We start from the raw sequence: 15,199 nt of genomic DNA, 5'->3' as shown, positions 1-15,199 counted from the left end.
GGGCCGAATGCTGTAGACAATGCCCCGCTTCCCATGGGGGGATCATCTTTCGGGCTCCTGATGTCGGTCGAGTAACGCTGCGTGCTCTCGGTTAGTGTGGGTGTATGGATGCAGCGACCACGGCGATGCAAGCTCTGACGGCCAATAAGGACGCTGGGTTGGTCATGGATTTCGACGGCGTTCTCTCTCGAATAACCGAGGATCCCGAGGCCAGCGAGTTGTTGCCGGGCACGAAGGAAATCCTCGCAAGCTTAGCGACCAGACTTTCGGTCGTCGCTCTCCTCTCCGGACGGCCGGCCGGCTTCCTCTCGGCGCGGGCAACTATCCCAGGCGTAGAACTCTATGGTTCCTACGGTCTTGAACACGTCACCGAAAACGGCATCGAGATTGATCCCGAAGCCCAACAGTGGATGACAGCTGTGAGAGCAGCCACTCAGGCGTTGCATCGAGAATTAGACGATATTGAGGGCATATACGTTGAAGACAAGTCCCTCGCAGTCGCCGTCCACTGGCGGCGTGCACCAGACCGTGACAGCGCAGCGAAACTAATCGCCCCGCTCGTTCAGGAAATGATCAGGACTCATGGGCTGCGCCACGAACCGGGCAAGTTCGTCGCGGAACTCCGAATACCCCTGAAACAGGACAAAGGCACTGCCCTTCAAAGGATCATCAGTACTGGGAAAATCCAGACGGTTGCATACGCAGGTGATGATCGAGGAGACTTGCCGGCATTCGAAGCGGCAACCGCAGCTGGAGGGCATGCGCTGGTCGTTGATGCCCCTGACATCGCTCCGGACGTACGCAAGATAGCTGGAGCCCACTTCGACAGCCCGGAACAGTTTCAGGCCTGGCTGCAGCAACTCAGCGCCGCAATGCAATAGCGAGGGGTATCCGCTCGCACAAGGAGGTCCGAAACGGTTCCGGCGCGGAGTGTCCAACTGCTCATGTAGCCTGAGATCCAAATCCGAACCGCAAGGAGGGCACATCCGTGGCCGAGTCGTATTACCGCGCCCTGGGCGAGGAAACCTTTGAATCCACCGTCCACACCCAGGGCGCCTGGAATGAGCATGAGCAGCATATGGCACCGGTATCCGGCCTCCTGGCCCACGCACTGGAGACCTGCAGCCCCCGCCCGGACATGCGCATTGCCCGGATCAGCTATGACATCCTGGGCGTCATTCCCGGCGGCACGTTCGACGTGCGGACCAAGGTCCTGCGGCCCGGCCGCACCATTGAGCTGTTGGAAGCGGAGCTGATTGCCGGCGGCCGGACTGCTGTCCGGGCCACCGCCTGGCGGCTGGCGCTGGGATCCACCGCGGAGGTGGCCGGCCTGGAGGACGCCCCAATGCCCGGACCCGACGGCCTGGAGGAAGCACACGGGATGACCGAATGGCCGGGGGACTTCATCGGCTCACTGGATTTCCGTGCCGTCCCGGGACTGCGGCCCGGCAGGGGCCAGGTGTGGGTGCGCACCCCCTACGCCATGCTGGAGGGGGAAACGACGTCGGACCTGGTGCGGATGGTGGGGCTCGTGGATACAGCCAACGGCATTGCGGCCCGTGTTCCGCCGGGCGCGGACAGCTACATGTTCCCCAATGTTGACCTGCAGATCCACCTTCACCGCCCACCCCGGGGCGAATGGCTGGGCCTGGATACAAGGGTCACCTTTGGAACCGACGGCATTGGGCTGACGTCTTCCGTGCTGCATGACGCAGACGGTCCTTTTGGCCGCAGCGAACAGATCCTGACGGTGCGCCGGCTCGGCGCGCAGGCCTAGGAGACCCGCGTGCCGCAGGACCAGCCCGTGAGCTCCCGTCCGGAGCTCCTGACCGTGGTGCGGCAGGATCATCCGCTGGGCGCTGCAGCGGATCTGGACTTTGCGCTGTCCATGCTCTCCGCCGCCCGGACCGGAGGGCTGGGACCTACGCTGCGCGTGTACCGGCCGCTGCCCACCGTGGCGCTGGGGCAGCGCGATGCCCGCCTTCCCGGGTGTGAATCCGCTGCTTCGGCCTGCCGGGACCAGGGGTTTGAGCCGCTGGTCCGCAAGGCCGGAGGGCGTGCTGCCGCCTATCATCAGGGCTGCCTCATCCTCGATCATGTGGAGCCGGGGACGGAGGCGGTGGCGGGTTCCCGGGGCAGGTTCTCGGCCTTCGGCGAGCTGTATGCCTCGGCCCTGCAGGACGCCGGCGTGGACGCAGCAGTGGGGGAGATACCCGGCGAATACTGCCCGGGGGAGTTCACCGTCCACGGCACCACCGGAACCGGCCGCAAAATCAAGCTGGTGGGCACCGCGCAGCGGGTGGTGTCCGGTGCCTGGCTGTTCTCCTCGGTGCTGGTGGTGCAGGACGCTGCGCCCCTGCGGCGCGTCCTGACGAGCTGTTACGCCGCTCTCGGCCTGGACTGGAATCCGGCAACGGCCGGTGCTGCGGAGGACGCCGGGAACGTTGACCTTGATACGGTCGAAGCGGCTCTGATCAAGGCTTACAGCACTTACGCACCGCTGGCCCACGGGGAATTCGGCGCGTTGGCGGATGCCGTCCGCCCGGGTGATGCCGCGGTGCCGCACGGGGCGTCGGTCCGGTAACCTGCCCGATGGTCAGTAAGCTTGGAGAAGGATTTGAACAAACCGTTTTGAAAGGGTAGGACATTGGCCAAGAACACCGTCGAAAACACCGCACTGAGACTGAAGGCTGTCCTGGAGGTGCTGGCCGCTGAAGATCCGGCTGCCGAACGCCGGATCAGCCGGGGAGAGGTCCTTGCTGCCGCCGTGTCCAAGGTGCCGCTGACCGGCAGCGAGGCCGAGGTTCTGCCCACCGGTGTTGTGCGCGGCGAACGCACCTTGTCCAACGCCAGCAGCAAACTCGTTAAGGCCGGCTGGATTACCAAGGAGGGGCGGGCAGGCTGGAGCATCACCGCCTCCGGCCGCCAGGCGCTGCAGGAATTCCCGGAAACGGCAGACCTGCTGGCTGCAATGAACGGCAAGGCACCGGCCGCATCAGCTGTGTCGCCTGCTGCCGAGGAAGTGGAAGAAATAGTTGAAGAGGCACTGCAGGAAGCGGTGAGTGTTCCGGAGGTTCCGCTGGAACGCCACGGCGCACACCAGGAATCGGAATTCTCCGGGCCCTCCTTCCCGCAGCCGGACGCCGTCGTTATTGCCGGAAACCTGGGCAGCGCGCTGGGTGCCGCAGACTGGGACCCGACTGCCGCCGGCCTCCAGCTCACCTTCGACCGCAGCGATGAACTGTGGAAGCTCACGGCTGACCTGCCCGCCGGACACTATGAATACAAAGTGGCGCTGAACGGTTCGTGGGATGAAAACTACGGCCTGTACGGTCACCGGGACGGCGGCAACCTGGACATGGCGCACGACGGCGGTTCGCTGACGTTCCTGTACGACCACGCCACCCACACCGTGGTCACCAAGCCGGACGTCAACGCCTAACCTTCCGCAAACAGGCCGTGGCGGGCCAGGAAGCCAAGCACCGTGTCCGCGACAATCCGCCAGTTGTGGTCAATCGCCAGGGAATGTCCGGTGCCGTCGATCTCCACGTATTCGGTGGTCGACGCCGAGGACCGGTACCGGCGAGCGGCTGCCCGGACCACCGAGGCCGGGACCACACGGTCCCGGCCGGCCGCCAGCAAAAGCAGCGGCCCCCGGTTTACTGACGTATCCACGCGCACCGGGGTGCGCGGAGCCAGGTTCGCCGCCGCGGCCTGAAACAGCGGCCGCCCCGGGGCGGGCATCACGCAGGTGGCATGCAGGTCATGGGACTCGCGTTCGCTGACCTCGTTGGCAAAAGTCCGGCGGAAATGCTGCGGTGTCTGGCGGGTGATTCGGCGGATGTTCAGCGGGTTGCGCAGCACCGGCAGGATGGACCTGAGCTGTGCCGGAGGCAGCCGCAGCACACCGCGGAACTGTGTGGGTGCAATGGCCGCCGCCCCGGCGGCCATTCCCCGGGCCAGGAGCTGCTGGGCCAGCAGGCCGCCGAAGGAATGGCCCACCAGCACCGGAGGCTGAGGCAGGCTGCTGATGAATTTTTCGTAGTGTTCCAGAGCTTCCCGCACTCCGGTGCCGGCCATGGACCCCGGGAAAGCGTTGGCCGCCGGCAGGCTGTCCGGTTCCCCGGGCCAGCCGGGCGCAAACGCGGCGTAACCCCGCTCCTCAAAGAGCTCCACCCAGGGGTCCCAGCTGGTGGAGTGCATCCACAGTCCGTGAATGAATACCACGGGGGCGCGGTCCTCGGACTGCATCTGGTCCGGGTCCAGCGTGGCCAGGGGAGTCAGCAGGCTTCCGACAGGGGTCATGGTTATGCTCCTCGCATCGGCAGTGATCCGGGCTGCAGACTGGACTTTGCCGGCAAGTCTGCCATTCCCTGCCTGCCCGGCGGTAGGTGTCAGCCTTCGATTCGCCGGACCGGATCGGTGAGGAAGCCCGCGGGCTCGCGGACCCACCACACGCCGTCGGCCCGGCGTTCTGCCGCCGTGGAAAAGCGATAGCGGTACACCCTGGCGCGCACCCAGCGCGGAGGTGCGCCGGCGAAGGGATCGGTGCGCAGCAGGGCCAGCGTGCGGCGGTCGCCGTCGAGCAGTTTCTGCAGCAGCACCGGAAACCAGGAACCGCCCGAGGCGCCCAGGGCCAGGAACCACATCAGCCAGTCCAGGCGCAGGTGGTACGGGGCAAACTGGCGCGGCATCCGGGACGGGTCCCCGGGTTTTCCCTTGAACTCGTACTCCAGCCAGCGGGCGTCCGGGCCGGGCTCATCATTGGTCCCCTCGATGACCACCTCGTTCCGGGTCCGCGTGATGGAGCCGAACGCGCCGTAGGCATTGGACAGGTGCCAGCGGTTGAAGCTCGCGTTCATCAGCTGATTCCGGCTGAACAGGTTCCGCAGCGGCTCCCACGCCCAGTAGATCATCAGTGCCGTCACTGCCAGCACGACGGCGGCAAACCAGACCGGGGTTGCCTCCGGATCCGGGGTGCTGAAGGCAGCTCCGGGCAGCAGTGCGTGAAGGTTCGAATCGGCGACTGCGCTGAAGGCCAGCAGGACGGTCAGCGCGTTCAGCCAGGCGAAGTTGCCGGACAGGATGAGCCACAGCTGGGTGATGATGACGATGAGCGCCGCAATGCCGGCGACGGGCTGCGGAAAAAACAGGAAAAAGGGCACCACCAGCTGCGCAAAGTGGTTGCCGAGGACTTCGGCCTTGTGCAGCGGCCTGGGCAGATGGTGGAAGTACCAGCTGGCCGGGTTGGGCATGGGCTGGGTCTCATGGTGGTAGTACAGCGCTGTCAGGTCCCGCCATACCCGGTCCCCGCGCATCTTGATCAGCCCGGCGCCGAACTCCAGCCGAAACACCAGCCAGCGGAACAGGAACAGCACCGTCACCGGGGGAGCCACCTCGTTGGACCCCAGGAACGCGGCCAGGAAACCGGCCTCGAGCAGCAGTGACTCCCAGCCGAAGCCGTAGAACGTTTGGCCGATGTTCACGATGGACAGGTACAGCCCGAACAGCAGCCCGAAGGCGGCCATGGGCAGCCACGGCGGGCCGTGCTGCGGCAGTCCGGCAACCAGCAGGGCGGCCACGGCGGCTCCGGTCCAGGCCACGGCGAGCAGGAACCGGTCCGAGTAGTGCCAGCGGAACAGGGTGGGAATCCCGCGTCCGGCGGTCCGGGCCAGATACCGCGGTGCCGGCAGCAGGCCGTTTTCACCCAGCAGTGCCGGGAACTGGTTGACGGCGGAGATGAAGGCGATCAGGTACACGGCGGCTATTCCGCGCTGCAGCACCTGCCGCGCAAACTCATATCCCTCGGCGCTGAAGAGCTCCATGCTTACCAACGGTAATGCCGGGGACAGGAGTTTGGCCGGAGTGCGTCAGAACCGGAACAGCATGTTGACCGGGCCGGCACAAGAGCCCCGGAAACGGCGGAAGGCCGGCCCCAAAGGGCCGGCCTTCCGTGGTTCCTCCAGCCGGGCAGCGGCCGGAAATTCACATGTTTACTTGATGGCGGCGCGCAGTTCCTTCGCAGCCTGGGCGGGGTCCTCGGCGCTGTAGATGCCGCCGCCGACGACGGCGACCTCCGCACCCGAGGCCTGCACATCGGCGAGGGTGTCCAGCTTCACGCCGCCGGCGACGGAGAAGGCCACGCCGGCTGCCTTGCCTGCGGTCAGCAGGGTGTTGAGGTCGTAACCGTCCTGGGCCTGCTCATCGAGTCCGGCGTGGAACTCCACGAATTCGGCGCCAAGGTCCGTGACCTCCTTGGCGCGGGCTGCCTTGTCCTCGACGCCGATGAGGTCCACGACAACGCCCTTGCCGTGGGCCTTGCCGGCCTTGATGGCTCCGGCGATGGTGGAATCGTCCGCGACGCCGAGCACCGTCACGAGGTCGGCGCCGGCCTTGAAGGCGATGTCGGCTTCGAGTTCTCCGGCGTCCATGGTCTTGAGGTCGGCAAAGACGATCTTGTCCGGGTGGGCTTCCTTGATGGCCGTCACGGCGGAGAGCCCGGCGTTCTTGACCAGCGGGGTGCCCAGTTCAATGATGTCGACGTACTCGGCGACCTTCCCGGAGAGCTCGAGGGCATCTTCGACGGTCAGTACGTCCATGGCGAGTTGCAGTTTCATGGTGTTCCTTTGATAGCTGGGAAGTGAAGTTTTTTTGGGGGCACGCGTTATTCGAGGTTCGCGTGCCGGGGCCAGAGGTCCTCGGCGGGGGTGCCGTCGGACTTCCAGAGGGCGGCGAAGACGCCGTCCAGCACCAGGAGCAGGGCCTGCTCGAAGAGGCTGCCGGAGTACTGCCGGGAGGCAGTGCCGCTGTGGTCGGTCTTCTGCGCGGCGGGGATAACCACCACGCGGTGCGCGGTTTCCGCCAGCGTGGAACCGCCGTCGGTGGTCAGCGCAACCACCCGGGCGCCGGCCGAGACGGCGGTCTGCGCGGCAGCAACGGCACCGGCCGTGGTCCCGGACCCGGAGGCGACAACCAGCAGGTCACCGGACCCGATGGCCGGCGTCGTCGTTTCGCCCACCACATACACGGTCAGTCCGAGGTGCATCAGGCGCATGGCGTGCATCCGCAGAGCGAGCCCGCTGCGGCCGCCGCCGGCAACAAAGACGCGATCAGCCTGCCGGATTTCGGCGGCCAGGGCTGCCAGCTGGTCCTCCTGGAGGCCGTCCGCCGCAGCGGAAAGTTCGTCCAGGATGAGCCGCAGGCTGTCCCGGACGGCGGGCTCCGCTGAGGTCTCAGCGGCCGTTCGGGCGGTGCTTTCCGGAGGCATCAGTTGCTGCCGCCGTGGGCTTCGACGGCCACCGGCTGCCACTGCTCCCAGGACGCCAGCCGGGACTCGTAGTCCGCTTTGGCAATGGCGAGCGGGGCTTCGCCGAAGAATGCCCGCAGCGGCGGGTTCTCGGAGTCGACGATCTGCAGGATCGGTCCGCGGGTGGCATGCGGGTCCCCGGGCGTGCCCCTGCGGCTCGGCCGGTTCGCCGCCTGCTCCCGGACGCCGTCGTACGCGGGAATAGCCGTGGCGTGCTTGGCGGAGCTGCCGCTCCAGTCGGTGGAGAATCCGCCGGGTTCGATCAGGGTGACGTGGATGCCGAAGCCGGCAACCTCCTGCGCCAGCGACTGGCTGAGTCCTTCAAGCGCCCACTTGGAGGCGTGATAAATGCCCACGGACGGGAAAGCGGAGATGCCGCCGATGGAGGAAACCTGGATGATGTGGCCGCTGCCCTGCGCGCGCAGGAACGGCAGGGCCGCCTGGGTGACCCAGAGGGCCCCGAAAAGGTTCGTCTCGATCTGGTCGCGCGCCTCGGCTTCCGAAAGCTCCTCGACCATGCCGAACTGACCGTAACCGGCGTTGTTGATAACGACGTCGAGGCGTCCGAAGTGCTCATGCGCCTGCCGGACGGCGGCGAAGACCGCGTCGCGGTCTGTGACATCGAGGGACAGCGGCAGCACCCGGTCACCGTAGGTGTCCACCAGTGCCGTCAGGCTGTCCGTGCTGCGGGCGGTGGCGGCAACGGAGTCGCCGCGTTCCAGGGCGGCTTCCGCCCATTCGCGGCCGAAACCGCGCGATGTTCCGGTAATGAACCAGACCTTGCTCATGCTGTGCTCCCTGCTAAGTGTTGGATCGAATCCGTGGCGGATCGAAATCGGTGGTGTCCGCGTCTGCCGGTTGGGGTCAGTCCGCGCTGATCTGGCGGCGGAACGTGTCGCGGCCGCGATGCAGATCCCACAGCACGCCGGCGAGGACGTCGGGATCCTTTTCGGGATCGCCCTCGATGATGCGGCCGCCGATGATCAGCTGCGACACGTGGATGCCTTCCTCGCCGAGGACCTCGTTAAGCAGCTGGGCATAGGCGGCCTGGCCGGCGAACGCCACTGAGGTTCCGGTGACGTTGCGCCCGGGCTTGACGGCAGAGCCTCCGTTGACGAAAAGGATGGTGCCTCGGTTTTCGCCGAGGAAGCGCATGCCGGGAAGTACCTGGTGGACTGCGGCAACCGGGCCGTAAATGGAGAATTCGACAGGTCCCACCAGGTCCGCCGGAGTGGTCTCGAGGACGGGCCGCATGAAGTCCTTCTGCGGCAGCGGGCTGTATTGCAGGACCTCGACCGGACCGAGGCTCTCGGCGGCGGCCTCCAGGGCTGCGGCAATCGATTCCGGCTTGCGGACGTCCGCAGCGAAGCCGCGGGCCTGGATGCCGGCCTTGCCGAGGTCTTCGGCGAGTGCGTCCACCTTGGCCTGGTTCCGGGAGATCAAGGCCACGGAGAACCCCTCCGCACCGAATCGTCGTGCGACGGCGGCTCCGAGGCCCCGTCCTGCTCCAATGATCGCGATTGTTGTCATGGTGGATGGAACTGGTGCGGCCGCCAAATAATTCCGGATGTCAGCGCGCGTCGTCGAACTGCGCCTGATGCGCTGAGACCTCATCCCGGTGAGTCTCGGACCAGAGCTTGAGCTGCCGGACCGTTTGATGCAGTGATAATCCGAGGGCGGTGAGGTCGTAGGTCACTGTGACGGGAACAGTTGCGGTTGCCGTCCGGGAGATCAGCCCGTCACGTTCGAGGGTTCTCAGCGTCTGCGTCAGCATCTTGGGACTCACGCCCGCGAGGACCCGCGCCAGCTCGGAGTAGCGCATCGGCCGCGGCTCCCCGTCACAGTCCGGCCCGCTGCCCAGCGCAGAAAGCACCAGGGTCACCCATTTGCCGGAAACCTGAGCCAGCAACTGCTGGCTGGGGCACGCGGCGAGGAACGCGTTGTACCGCGTTTTCGCTTCCGCTTTCTTCTGTGCCGCCGTCATCGTCGCCATGGGACCTCACCTTGGGTAGCAACGCACTTTAAAGTAACTACTTCCCGATGGGTAGCAGCTCCTTCAGGATGGTGGACATCACGCAGTTCCACAAGCACTGAAAGGCTCCATGATGAACAGCACCATTCCTGCCCTGCCGGGCGGCACCTGGACCCTCGGCGACACCACCGTGTCCCGCTTCGGATACGGGGCCATGCAGCTCTCGGGTCCGGGGGCGTTCGGGCCGCCGAGGAATCGCGAGGAGGCACTCGCCGTCGTCCGTTCCGCAGTGGACAGCGGGATCACCCACATAGACACCGCGGAAACCTACGGCCCCCGTGTTGTCAACGAACTGATCCGGGAGGCACTGCACCCGTACGCCAAGGATCTGTTCATCGCGACGAAGGTTGGGGGACGCCGCGACGCCGACGGCGGCTGGCCGCCCGCCCGCAGGCCCGATGAACTGCGGGCACAGATCGATGACAACCTTGAAACCCTTGGGGCCGACGTCCTGGACCTCGTGCACCTTCGTCTCGGCGACGCCAACGGGCCGGCCCCGGAAGACATAGGTGAAGCGTTTGAGACACTCGTTGACCTGCAGCAGCAGGGCATCATCAGGCACCTCGGCGTCAGCAACGCCACCGCCGAACAGGTTGAGGAGGCTCAGTCAATCGCACCGATCGTGTCAGTGCAGAACATGTACAACCTTGCCAACCGGTGGGACGACAACCTCGTAGACCGCCTGGCCGCGGAAGGGATCGCCTACATTCCCTTCTTTCCGCTGGGTGGCTTCACTCCGCTGCAATCAGACGCTCTTTCCGCCGTTGCTGAGCGTCTCTACGCGAGCCCAATGTCGGTTGCCCTGGCCTGGCTGCTGCAGCGTTCCCCGAACATCCTGTTGATTCCGGGCACGTCCTCCGTGTCGCATCTGCGCGAAAACATCGCCGGGGCTGCCCTTACCCTTTCCGATGCCGACCTCAGGGAACTTGAACGGATCACCGTTTAGCTTGGCGCGGGGGGGGCGTTCGTTGGACGATGCGGTAGACCGTGCTGCGGGCGACCTTGAAGAGTTCGGCGATCTCTGTGGTGGTGTGTTCTCCGGCTTGATACAGGGAGACCACGTGTGCTTCCTGCGCTTTGGAGAGCTTGGGTTGCTTGCCCCGAAGCCGGCCCTTGGCCTTGGCGAGCTGCATGCCTTCCCGGGTGCGGGCCCGTATAAGGTCGGATTCAAACTCGGCAACCATGGCGAGGACATTGAACAGCAGCCGACCAACGGGGTCCGACGGATCGTGGATGGATCCGCCGATACTCAGCTTCACGTTTTTCTTCGTGAGTTCTTCGAGGATGTCGCGGGCGTCGGGCAGGGAGCGGGCGAGGCGGTCGAGTTTGGTGATGACGAAGGTGTCCCCGTCACGGACTGCTGCCATGGCCTGACGCAGGCCTGGCCGGTCACGGTTGGTGCCGGTCAGCCCGTGGTCGGTATAAATCAGGTCCCCGGGGACACCGAGAGCCGCGAGTTGGTTCTGCTGAACCGTGAGGTCCTGCTCGTTGGTGGAGACGCGGGCGTAACCGACGATGTGGGCACTCATGGTTCTGAATGTAGCGGTTGGGCCACCTTCACCGGGCATATGCCCGGGCGGGGTATACGCGAACCACCATGTCACGCAGGTATATGGACATTCCAGGGTAGGTAAAGTTCGGTTGGACGCGTCATGGTGGGGGACCGGCGTGCGGGACTAGGAGGTCAGCCACAACACGCTGCAAAAACCATGGCATTTACTGCTGGGGGCTGCAACGCTGAAGGCCAGCCCCGAACCTCCTGTCGAGACTACGAATTAAAAGACGGTAGATTCGTGGGATGGTTCAAAAGGCTCGAAGCTTATGGAGACGCTGGGCTCAACGCGTCGGCGGTGCTCTTCTCTTCCTGCTTGCCCTTGGAACGACAGTCTTTACTGCGGCCACTGCATCTAGAGTAGATCCACCCTCAAGCGAGTTGAGTGTTCTTCTCGTACTGCTGGCTGTCGCCTTTCAGCTCGGAAGCATTGCCCTCTTTTCACGCAGCGGCAGGCCGGACGATACTCACGCGGAGGCCTCTGTAAGACGGCTAGTCAACTTGACCTATCGGACCCAAGCCCTGAGCGTGAGTGCCCAGGAAGCAAAGAGCATGGACACAGCGACGATGCGGAGCAGCCTGATGGACCTGAGCGCGAGGCTCAATTACATCGCTGAGGATACTCTTGCCAGCGTTGAGGATTGGACCTCGTTCAACAGCGCCGCTGAGCGGAAGGCGAACGAGCTAAACCAGAACGCTCGCCAACAGCGCGGGCAAATCGAAGTATTTGACGAGGAGAGTATAAATGGAACCGATTGAGGGCAAGGTCGCTCAGGTTATATCGGAGCGTGATATTGCCATCAACCGAGGAAGCTCGGCTGGAGTACAGGTCGGGATGCGGTTCAAGATACTCAGTTCGGAACCATCAGAGGTTCGCGACCCGGACACAGATGAGTTGCTGGGGACAGTCGACATCTCGAAGGTTGAGGTTGAGGTGGTGTCCGTGCAGGACAACCTGTCTGTTTGTAGGACATTCAAGAAGATCGTAGTGCCGGGAAGACCCAAGCGCTTGGGGGCAGCGTCTCCCTTTGCGTCTCTGAGTGACAGTATTTTCGGAGACACTGGAACCCCCGACTCTGAGCGTTATCAGACGCTTCGTAGTGACGAGTCCTTTGTGGTCAATGAACTCGACCCAGAGGGTTCGTTTGTCAAAAGGGGAGACCGCGCTGTACAGGTGGTTTCACGACCAAGAAGAAACTAGTTCGAGATCCCGAGCAGGCACCAGCCGAATGCCGAGCCAAACGTGAGATCGGCAGCTCAATCCGCCCCAAGAGGTCTCAGCCGGCACTTCCCGCATTAGAGCCGAAGGTCGGGGGATTGCCGCCTGGGGAATCGATGGAGGGGAAGGGGCTGATGTCTGATGTCGGGGCCGTCATGGAACGCAATGCAGCCTGCAGTTACTCGATGCTCATCATGGCAGCATCGTCGGCTGGATTATTGCCTCAGAGAACGGCCACAATCTGCTGTAAAATCAGGCCACTTACCGCCGCGGCTCACGGGGCATGCTCACAGCCCAGTCCAGCGTGCGCGCACGGAAAGGACCGATTTCGGTCACTCGTTACTCCCGCGGGCTCCTCGAAAGTGGTTGACTACATGCAGGCAAGGACAGCACCCGTTCTCGGAGGAGAAAATACCATGCAGGACCACATTGAGGTAGATGGCGTTCGCTACGTCCGGGAGGACTCAGTAGTGCTATCAGTTGATACCGAACACCACGGACCCCAGGATCAGATGGGTGTGAGATGTCCCTACTGCGGAGACAGCAGCTCAGGTTTGCACTTCGATGAGGTGTGGCTGGAAAATGCTGCTGGCCAAAAGCTCACTGCCTTGGCAGAAGGTGAGGACGACAAAAGCCGACTGACTGTATCCCTGACTAACGATGGACATTCGGAGCGACGTCACACTCTAACTATTGCCGGCGAATGCGAGCAGTGTGGCCACTTCAGACTCCAGCTCCTGCAGCATAAAGGTGCAACATTCTTGACGAAGAGCAGGAGCGAGTGACCACTGGGAAACCCGTCGGCGCCAGGTGCTAGGTCTTGACCAACCGCAAGATCCCTGTGGCAGGTAACGAGATTGCAGGCCAGAGCGACGTCCCATCAGATACTGATCAACTCCGTCGATCATTCATGTGGCCCTCCGATCGGGCCTGGTGCATCACCAAAGATGTTGATCCTCATTGGGCCGGCATCGGAGCTGAGCAGGCGCTGATCGACCACCTACTGACCGAACCAAGTCTCGACGTCGTTCCGGTCGAGACGAATCAAAAACTGCCCTTTTATCACTAGAGGATAGAACCGACGAGCAAGAGACGATGCCTCGCTGGAGGATCCTTCTGCGGGATATCTGTGGTGTCGGGGCCGCTACTCGTCGTATTCCACGTCAGCGAAGGCTTTGACCTCTGATCGAAGTTGCTCGGCGATACTGGCACCCTCAGCCTTCCATGCCCGTTCCTTGGCGCGTGAACTCCAACCGTTTTCATAAAGGTTCTCGGCATCCCAGGCGTCGTACCAAGCGCGAAGTCGGTCAGTTAGGGTTTCTGACAGCCCGAAGTCTGCCGGCTCCATTGTGTATTTGCTCGGGTGGCCGGGGGTACTGTTCTCCCAAAATGGCCACCGGTGCCCGTAGTCAGGAAACAGGCGGATGACTCGACGGGCGGGGTCGTCTGGCATGACCAAATACTAGCCCCAAGCGGGCATCCTAATGCCGGCCTTCCGGTGTTGATCGGACTGCCTGTAAGCCGATCCCTCACCGGAACACTCTCGCCAGGCTGATTTGTCGGGAAAGTCTGTGGTCCACAGTCTATCTATGGTCCTGGCCAGCACGGATACGATCTGGTTCGTGCTGGCCTGCCTTGACCGCAGGGTTGGATAAGTCCTTGGCATCAGTCCACAGGCGAAACCCGAATGAGATTGCCGTCAGGATCTGCGACCACAAAAGTACGCCCGAAAACATCATCGGAAGGTGGTTCCAGGACTGTAACTCCCTTGGCTTTCCACTGCGCGAAGAGCTCATCTACCGCCGCTGCAGATCCTGGAACCATCAGTCCGACTTCAGAGGTTCGTGGCGTTCCGGCCCTCGCGTGGTCGTTGCGTCCTGTCCACAAAGCAAAGAGCACCCCTGGTGCGACTTCGAAAGCGACGTAGCGGGGACTGGTGAAAACAGGCTCAATGTCGAACAGGGAACGATAGAACTGCGTCGCCGCTTCAGCTTCACGAACATAAATCAGGAACAAGTTAGGGGCAGGCATGGAGTCTCCTAAGTCGGCGTGTATACGGTCAGGAGCGACTCAACCAGTTAATCGCGCCAGAAGGTGTCATGTTTGTACGCCATGATGGTGAACTATGAGAGCCTCCCGACTACTTGCCCTGCTTCTCGTTCTGCAGACTCGCGAACGCATGACAACCGGCGAGTTGGCCCACCGGCTGGAAGTGTCCCGACGAACGGTGTTGCGCGACGTGGAAGCGCTGTCAGCCGCTGGAGTTCCCGTCTACGCAGAGCGCGGCCGGAATGGGGGTATCGTGCTGCTCCCCGGCAGCCGATTGAATGCCTCCCACCTGGAGCCCGCCGAGATGGAGGCCCTATCAATTGCGGGTCTCGACAGGATGCACCGAGAACAGCTCGGCATGGCAGCGGCCCATAAAATGGCAATTGCCAAGATAGCTGCTCGAAGGGCTTCAGTCGCCGCCCCAAATCCTGGGCTGGCGGATCTCGTCATTGTCGAGAACGCAAGCTGGCTAACAGCCGCTGGGCAGTCCACCGATGTAGCATCCCTGGCCCTTGACTTGCGGGGCCGGAACCGCCTTCGGGTTCGTTACCGACATAGCGCAACGCCGCAGGCTACCGCGATGATAGTGGACCCGTACGGACTGGCGTCCAAAGCAGGCCGTTGGTACCTGGTGGCCGACCATGAACAGGAACCCAGTCTGTTCAACCTTGATCGACTCGAAGGTTACGAGATATTGCCCGACGCCGCAGAAACCCGTGCGGGCCAGAACCTGCACGGAGTGTGGGCTGTCCTAAAGCAAAGGACAGAGAACCTCGGATCAGTCATCATTTACACACGTTTACGAGAAGACCGGCGCGATCTGGCAGCCCGAATCCTAGGGTCACGTCTCGTAAGCATCCGACCCATAAGTGAGGGGTGGTGTTCTGCCGAGATCAGGTATCCCGATATCGAATCGGTGCGGCAGCTGCTGCAGTTCGCAAACCATATTGAGATTGTCTCGCCACCGGATGCGCGCCGGCGTTTCTTTGAGCTTGCGTCCGACATTGCACTACGACACCGGCCGGAACACGATTAGCTCGA

19 protein-coding genes are annotated in these 15,199 nt (G+C 63.4%); 9 read left to right on the top strand and 10 right to left on the bottom strand.

The annotated features are described in order from the left end of the window. The first annotated feature begins 104 nt into the window (after positions 1 to 104). The 4 genes from otsB to AC4D2W_RS05055 all read left to right on the top strand — a co-directional run bounded on the left by otsB (position 105) and on the right by AC4D2W_RS05055 (position 3,442). Positions 105 to 881 (top strand): trehalose-phosphatase, encoded by a 777-nt coding sequence (gene otsB, locus AC4D2W_RS05070; RefSeq protein ID WP_490925800.1) that lies wholly within the window; start codon positions 105 to 107, stop codon positions 879 to 881. A 107-nt stretch (positions 882 to 988) separates the two neighbouring features. Beyond that, positions 989 to 1,777: a thioesterase family protein gene (locus tag AC4D2W_RS05065; protein ID WP_490925799.1), complete on the top strand. Its 789-nt coding sequence runs from the start codon at positions 989 to 991 to the stop codon at positions 1,775 to 1,777. A gap of 9 nt (positions 1,778 to 1,786) precedes the next feature. After that, the gene (locus AC4D2W_RS05060; RefSeq protein ID WP_490925798.1) at positions 1,787 to 2,584 is read left to right on the top strand and encodes a lipoate--protein ligase family protein; all 798 of its coding nucleotides are present in this window, start codon (positions 1,787 to 1,789) and stop codon (positions 2,582 to 2,584) included. A 63-nt stretch (positions 2,585 to 2,647) separates the two neighbouring features. Beyond that, positions 2,648 to 3,442 (top strand): pullulanase X25 domain-containing protein, encoded by a 795-nt coding sequence (locus AC4D2W_RS05055; protein WP_490925797.1) that lies wholly within the window; start codon positions 2,648 to 2,650, stop codon positions 3,440 to 3,442. Here AC4D2W_RS05055 and AC4D2W_RS05050 read toward each other — a convergent pair. The 7 genes from AC4D2W_RS05050 to AC4D2W_RS05020 form a co-directional block, all read right to left on the bottom strand. Then, on the bottom strand, positions 3,439 to 4,305 hold the full coding sequence (locus AC4D2W_RS05050) for an alpha/beta hydrolase (RefSeq protein ID WP_490925796.1): 867 nt from the start codon (positions 4,303 to 4,305) through the stop codon (positions 3,439 to 3,441). The genes AC4D2W_RS05055 and AC4D2W_RS05050 overlap by 4 nt on opposite strands. A gap of 89 nt (positions 4,306 to 4,394) precedes the next feature. Beyond that, the gene (locus AC4D2W_RS05045; RefSeq protein WP_490925795.1) at positions 4,395 to 5,825 is read right to left on the bottom strand and encodes a lipase maturation factor family protein; all 1,431 of its coding nucleotides are present in this window, start codon (positions 5,823 to 5,825) and stop codon (positions 4,395 to 4,397) included. Between the two features lie 168 nt (positions 5,826 to 5,993). Further along, positions 5,994 to 6,617: a 3-hexulose-6-phosphate synthase gene (hxlA, locus tag AC4D2W_RS05040; RefSeq protein WP_490925794.1), complete on the bottom strand. Its 624-nt coding sequence runs from the start codon at positions 6,615 to 6,617 to the stop codon at positions 5,994 to 5,996. Positions 6,618 to 6,664: 47 nt separating this feature from the next. Then, entirely contained in the window at positions 6,665 to 7,267 is a 603-nt protein-coding gene (gene hxlB / locus AC4D2W_RS05035) for a 6-phospho-3-hexuloisomerase (RefSeq protein ID WP_490925793.1), read from the bottom strand. Continuing rightward, positions 7,267 to 8,094, bottom strand: coding sequence for an SDR family oxidoreductase (locus AC4D2W_RS05030; protein ID WP_490925792.1), 828 nt, complete (start codon positions 8,092 to 8,094; stop codon positions 7,267 to 7,269). Before AC4D2W_RS05030 ends, hxlB begins: the two co-directional genes overlap by 1 nt. A 76-nt stretch (positions 8,095 to 8,170) precedes the next feature. Beyond that, positions 8,171 to 8,836, bottom strand: coding sequence for an SDR family NAD(P)-dependent oxidoreductase (locus AC4D2W_RS05025; protein WP_490925791.1), 666 nt, complete (start codon positions 8,834 to 8,836; stop codon positions 8,171 to 8,173). Between the two features lie 40 nt (positions 8,837 to 8,876). Beyond that, complete coding sequence (locus tag AC4D2W_RS05020) at positions 8,877 to 9,299, bottom strand: winged helix-turn-helix transcriptional regulator (protein WP_490925790.1); 423 nt, start codon at positions 9,297 to 9,299, stop codon at positions 8,877 to 8,879. A 109-nt stretch (positions 9,300 to 9,408) separates the two neighbouring features. Between AC4D2W_RS05020 and AC4D2W_RS05015 the strand changes: the two genes are divergently transcribed. Continuing rightward, entirely contained in the window at positions 9,409 to 10,284 is an 876-nt protein-coding gene (locus AC4D2W_RS05015) for an oxidoreductase (RefSeq protein WP_490925789.1), read from the top strand. On the opposite strand, the gene AC4D2W_RS05010 is transcribed toward AC4D2W_RS05015, so the two are convergent. Continuing rightward, on the bottom strand, positions 10,274 to 10,867 hold the full coding sequence (locus tag AC4D2W_RS05010; RefSeq protein WP_490925788.1) for a recombinase family protein: 594 nt from the start codon (positions 10,865 to 10,867) through the stop codon (positions 10,274 to 10,276). The two genes, AC4D2W_RS05015 and AC4D2W_RS05010, sit on opposite strands and share 11 nt — an antisense overlap. A gap of 269 nt (positions 10,868 to 11,136) precedes the next feature. Between AC4D2W_RS05010 and AC4D2W_RS05005 the strand changes: the two genes are divergently transcribed. The 3 genes from AC4D2W_RS05005 (at position 11,137) to AC4D2W_RS04995 (ending at position 13,178) form a co-directional block, all read left to right on the top strand. Further along, positions 11,137 to 11,649 carry a hypothetical protein gene (locus AC4D2W_RS05005; RefSeq protein ID WP_490925786.1) on the top strand — a complete coding sequence of 171 codons (513 nt, stop codon included), beginning with the start codon at positions 11,137 to 11,139 and terminating at the stop codon, positions 11,647 to 11,649. After that, a complete protein-coding gene (locus AC4D2W_RS05000; RefSeq protein WP_490925785.1) occupies positions 11,636 to 12,091 on the top strand; it encodes a hypothetical protein in 456 nt (151 codons plus the stop codon). The genes AC4D2W_RS05005 and AC4D2W_RS05000 overlap by 14 nt, the downstream gene beginning before the upstream one ends. 838 nt (positions 12,092 to 12,929) lie before the next feature. Further along, the gene (locus AC4D2W_RS04995; RefSeq protein WP_490925784.1) at positions 12,930 to 13,178 is read left to right on the top strand and encodes a hypothetical protein; all 249 of its coding nucleotides are present in this window, start codon (positions 12,930 to 12,932) and stop codon (positions 13,176 to 13,178) included. 75 nt (positions 13,179 to 13,253) lie between these two features. Here AC4D2W_RS04995 and AC4D2W_RS04990 read toward each other — a convergent pair whose 3' ends face one another. After that, on the bottom strand, positions 13,254 to 13,562 hold the full coding sequence (locus AC4D2W_RS04990; protein ID WP_490925783.1) for an immunity protein CdiI family protein: 309 nt from the start codon (positions 13,560 to 13,562) through the stop codon (positions 13,254 to 13,256). 212 nt (positions 13,563 to 13,774) lie between these two features. Beyond that, the gene (locus AC4D2W_RS04985; protein ID WP_490925782.1) at positions 13,775 to 14,140 is read right to left on the bottom strand and encodes a VOC family protein; all 366 of its coding nucleotides are present in this window, start codon (positions 14,138 to 14,140) and stop codon (positions 13,775 to 13,777) included. A 148-nt stretch (positions 14,141 to 14,288) separates the two neighbouring features. Here AC4D2W_RS04985 and AC4D2W_RS04980 point away from each other — a divergent pair, with 148 nt between their 5' ends. Then, entirely contained in the window at positions 14,289 to 15,194 is a 906-nt protein-coding gene (locus AC4D2W_RS04980; RefSeq protein WP_490925781.1) for a helix-turn-helix transcriptional regulator, read from the top strand. Positions 15,195 to 15,199 lie beyond the last annotated feature (5 nt).

It is taken from the genome of Arthrobacter sp. TJ-58, assembly GCF_058269295.1.
This window is presented reverse-complemented; position numbering and strand designations above follow the sequence as displayed.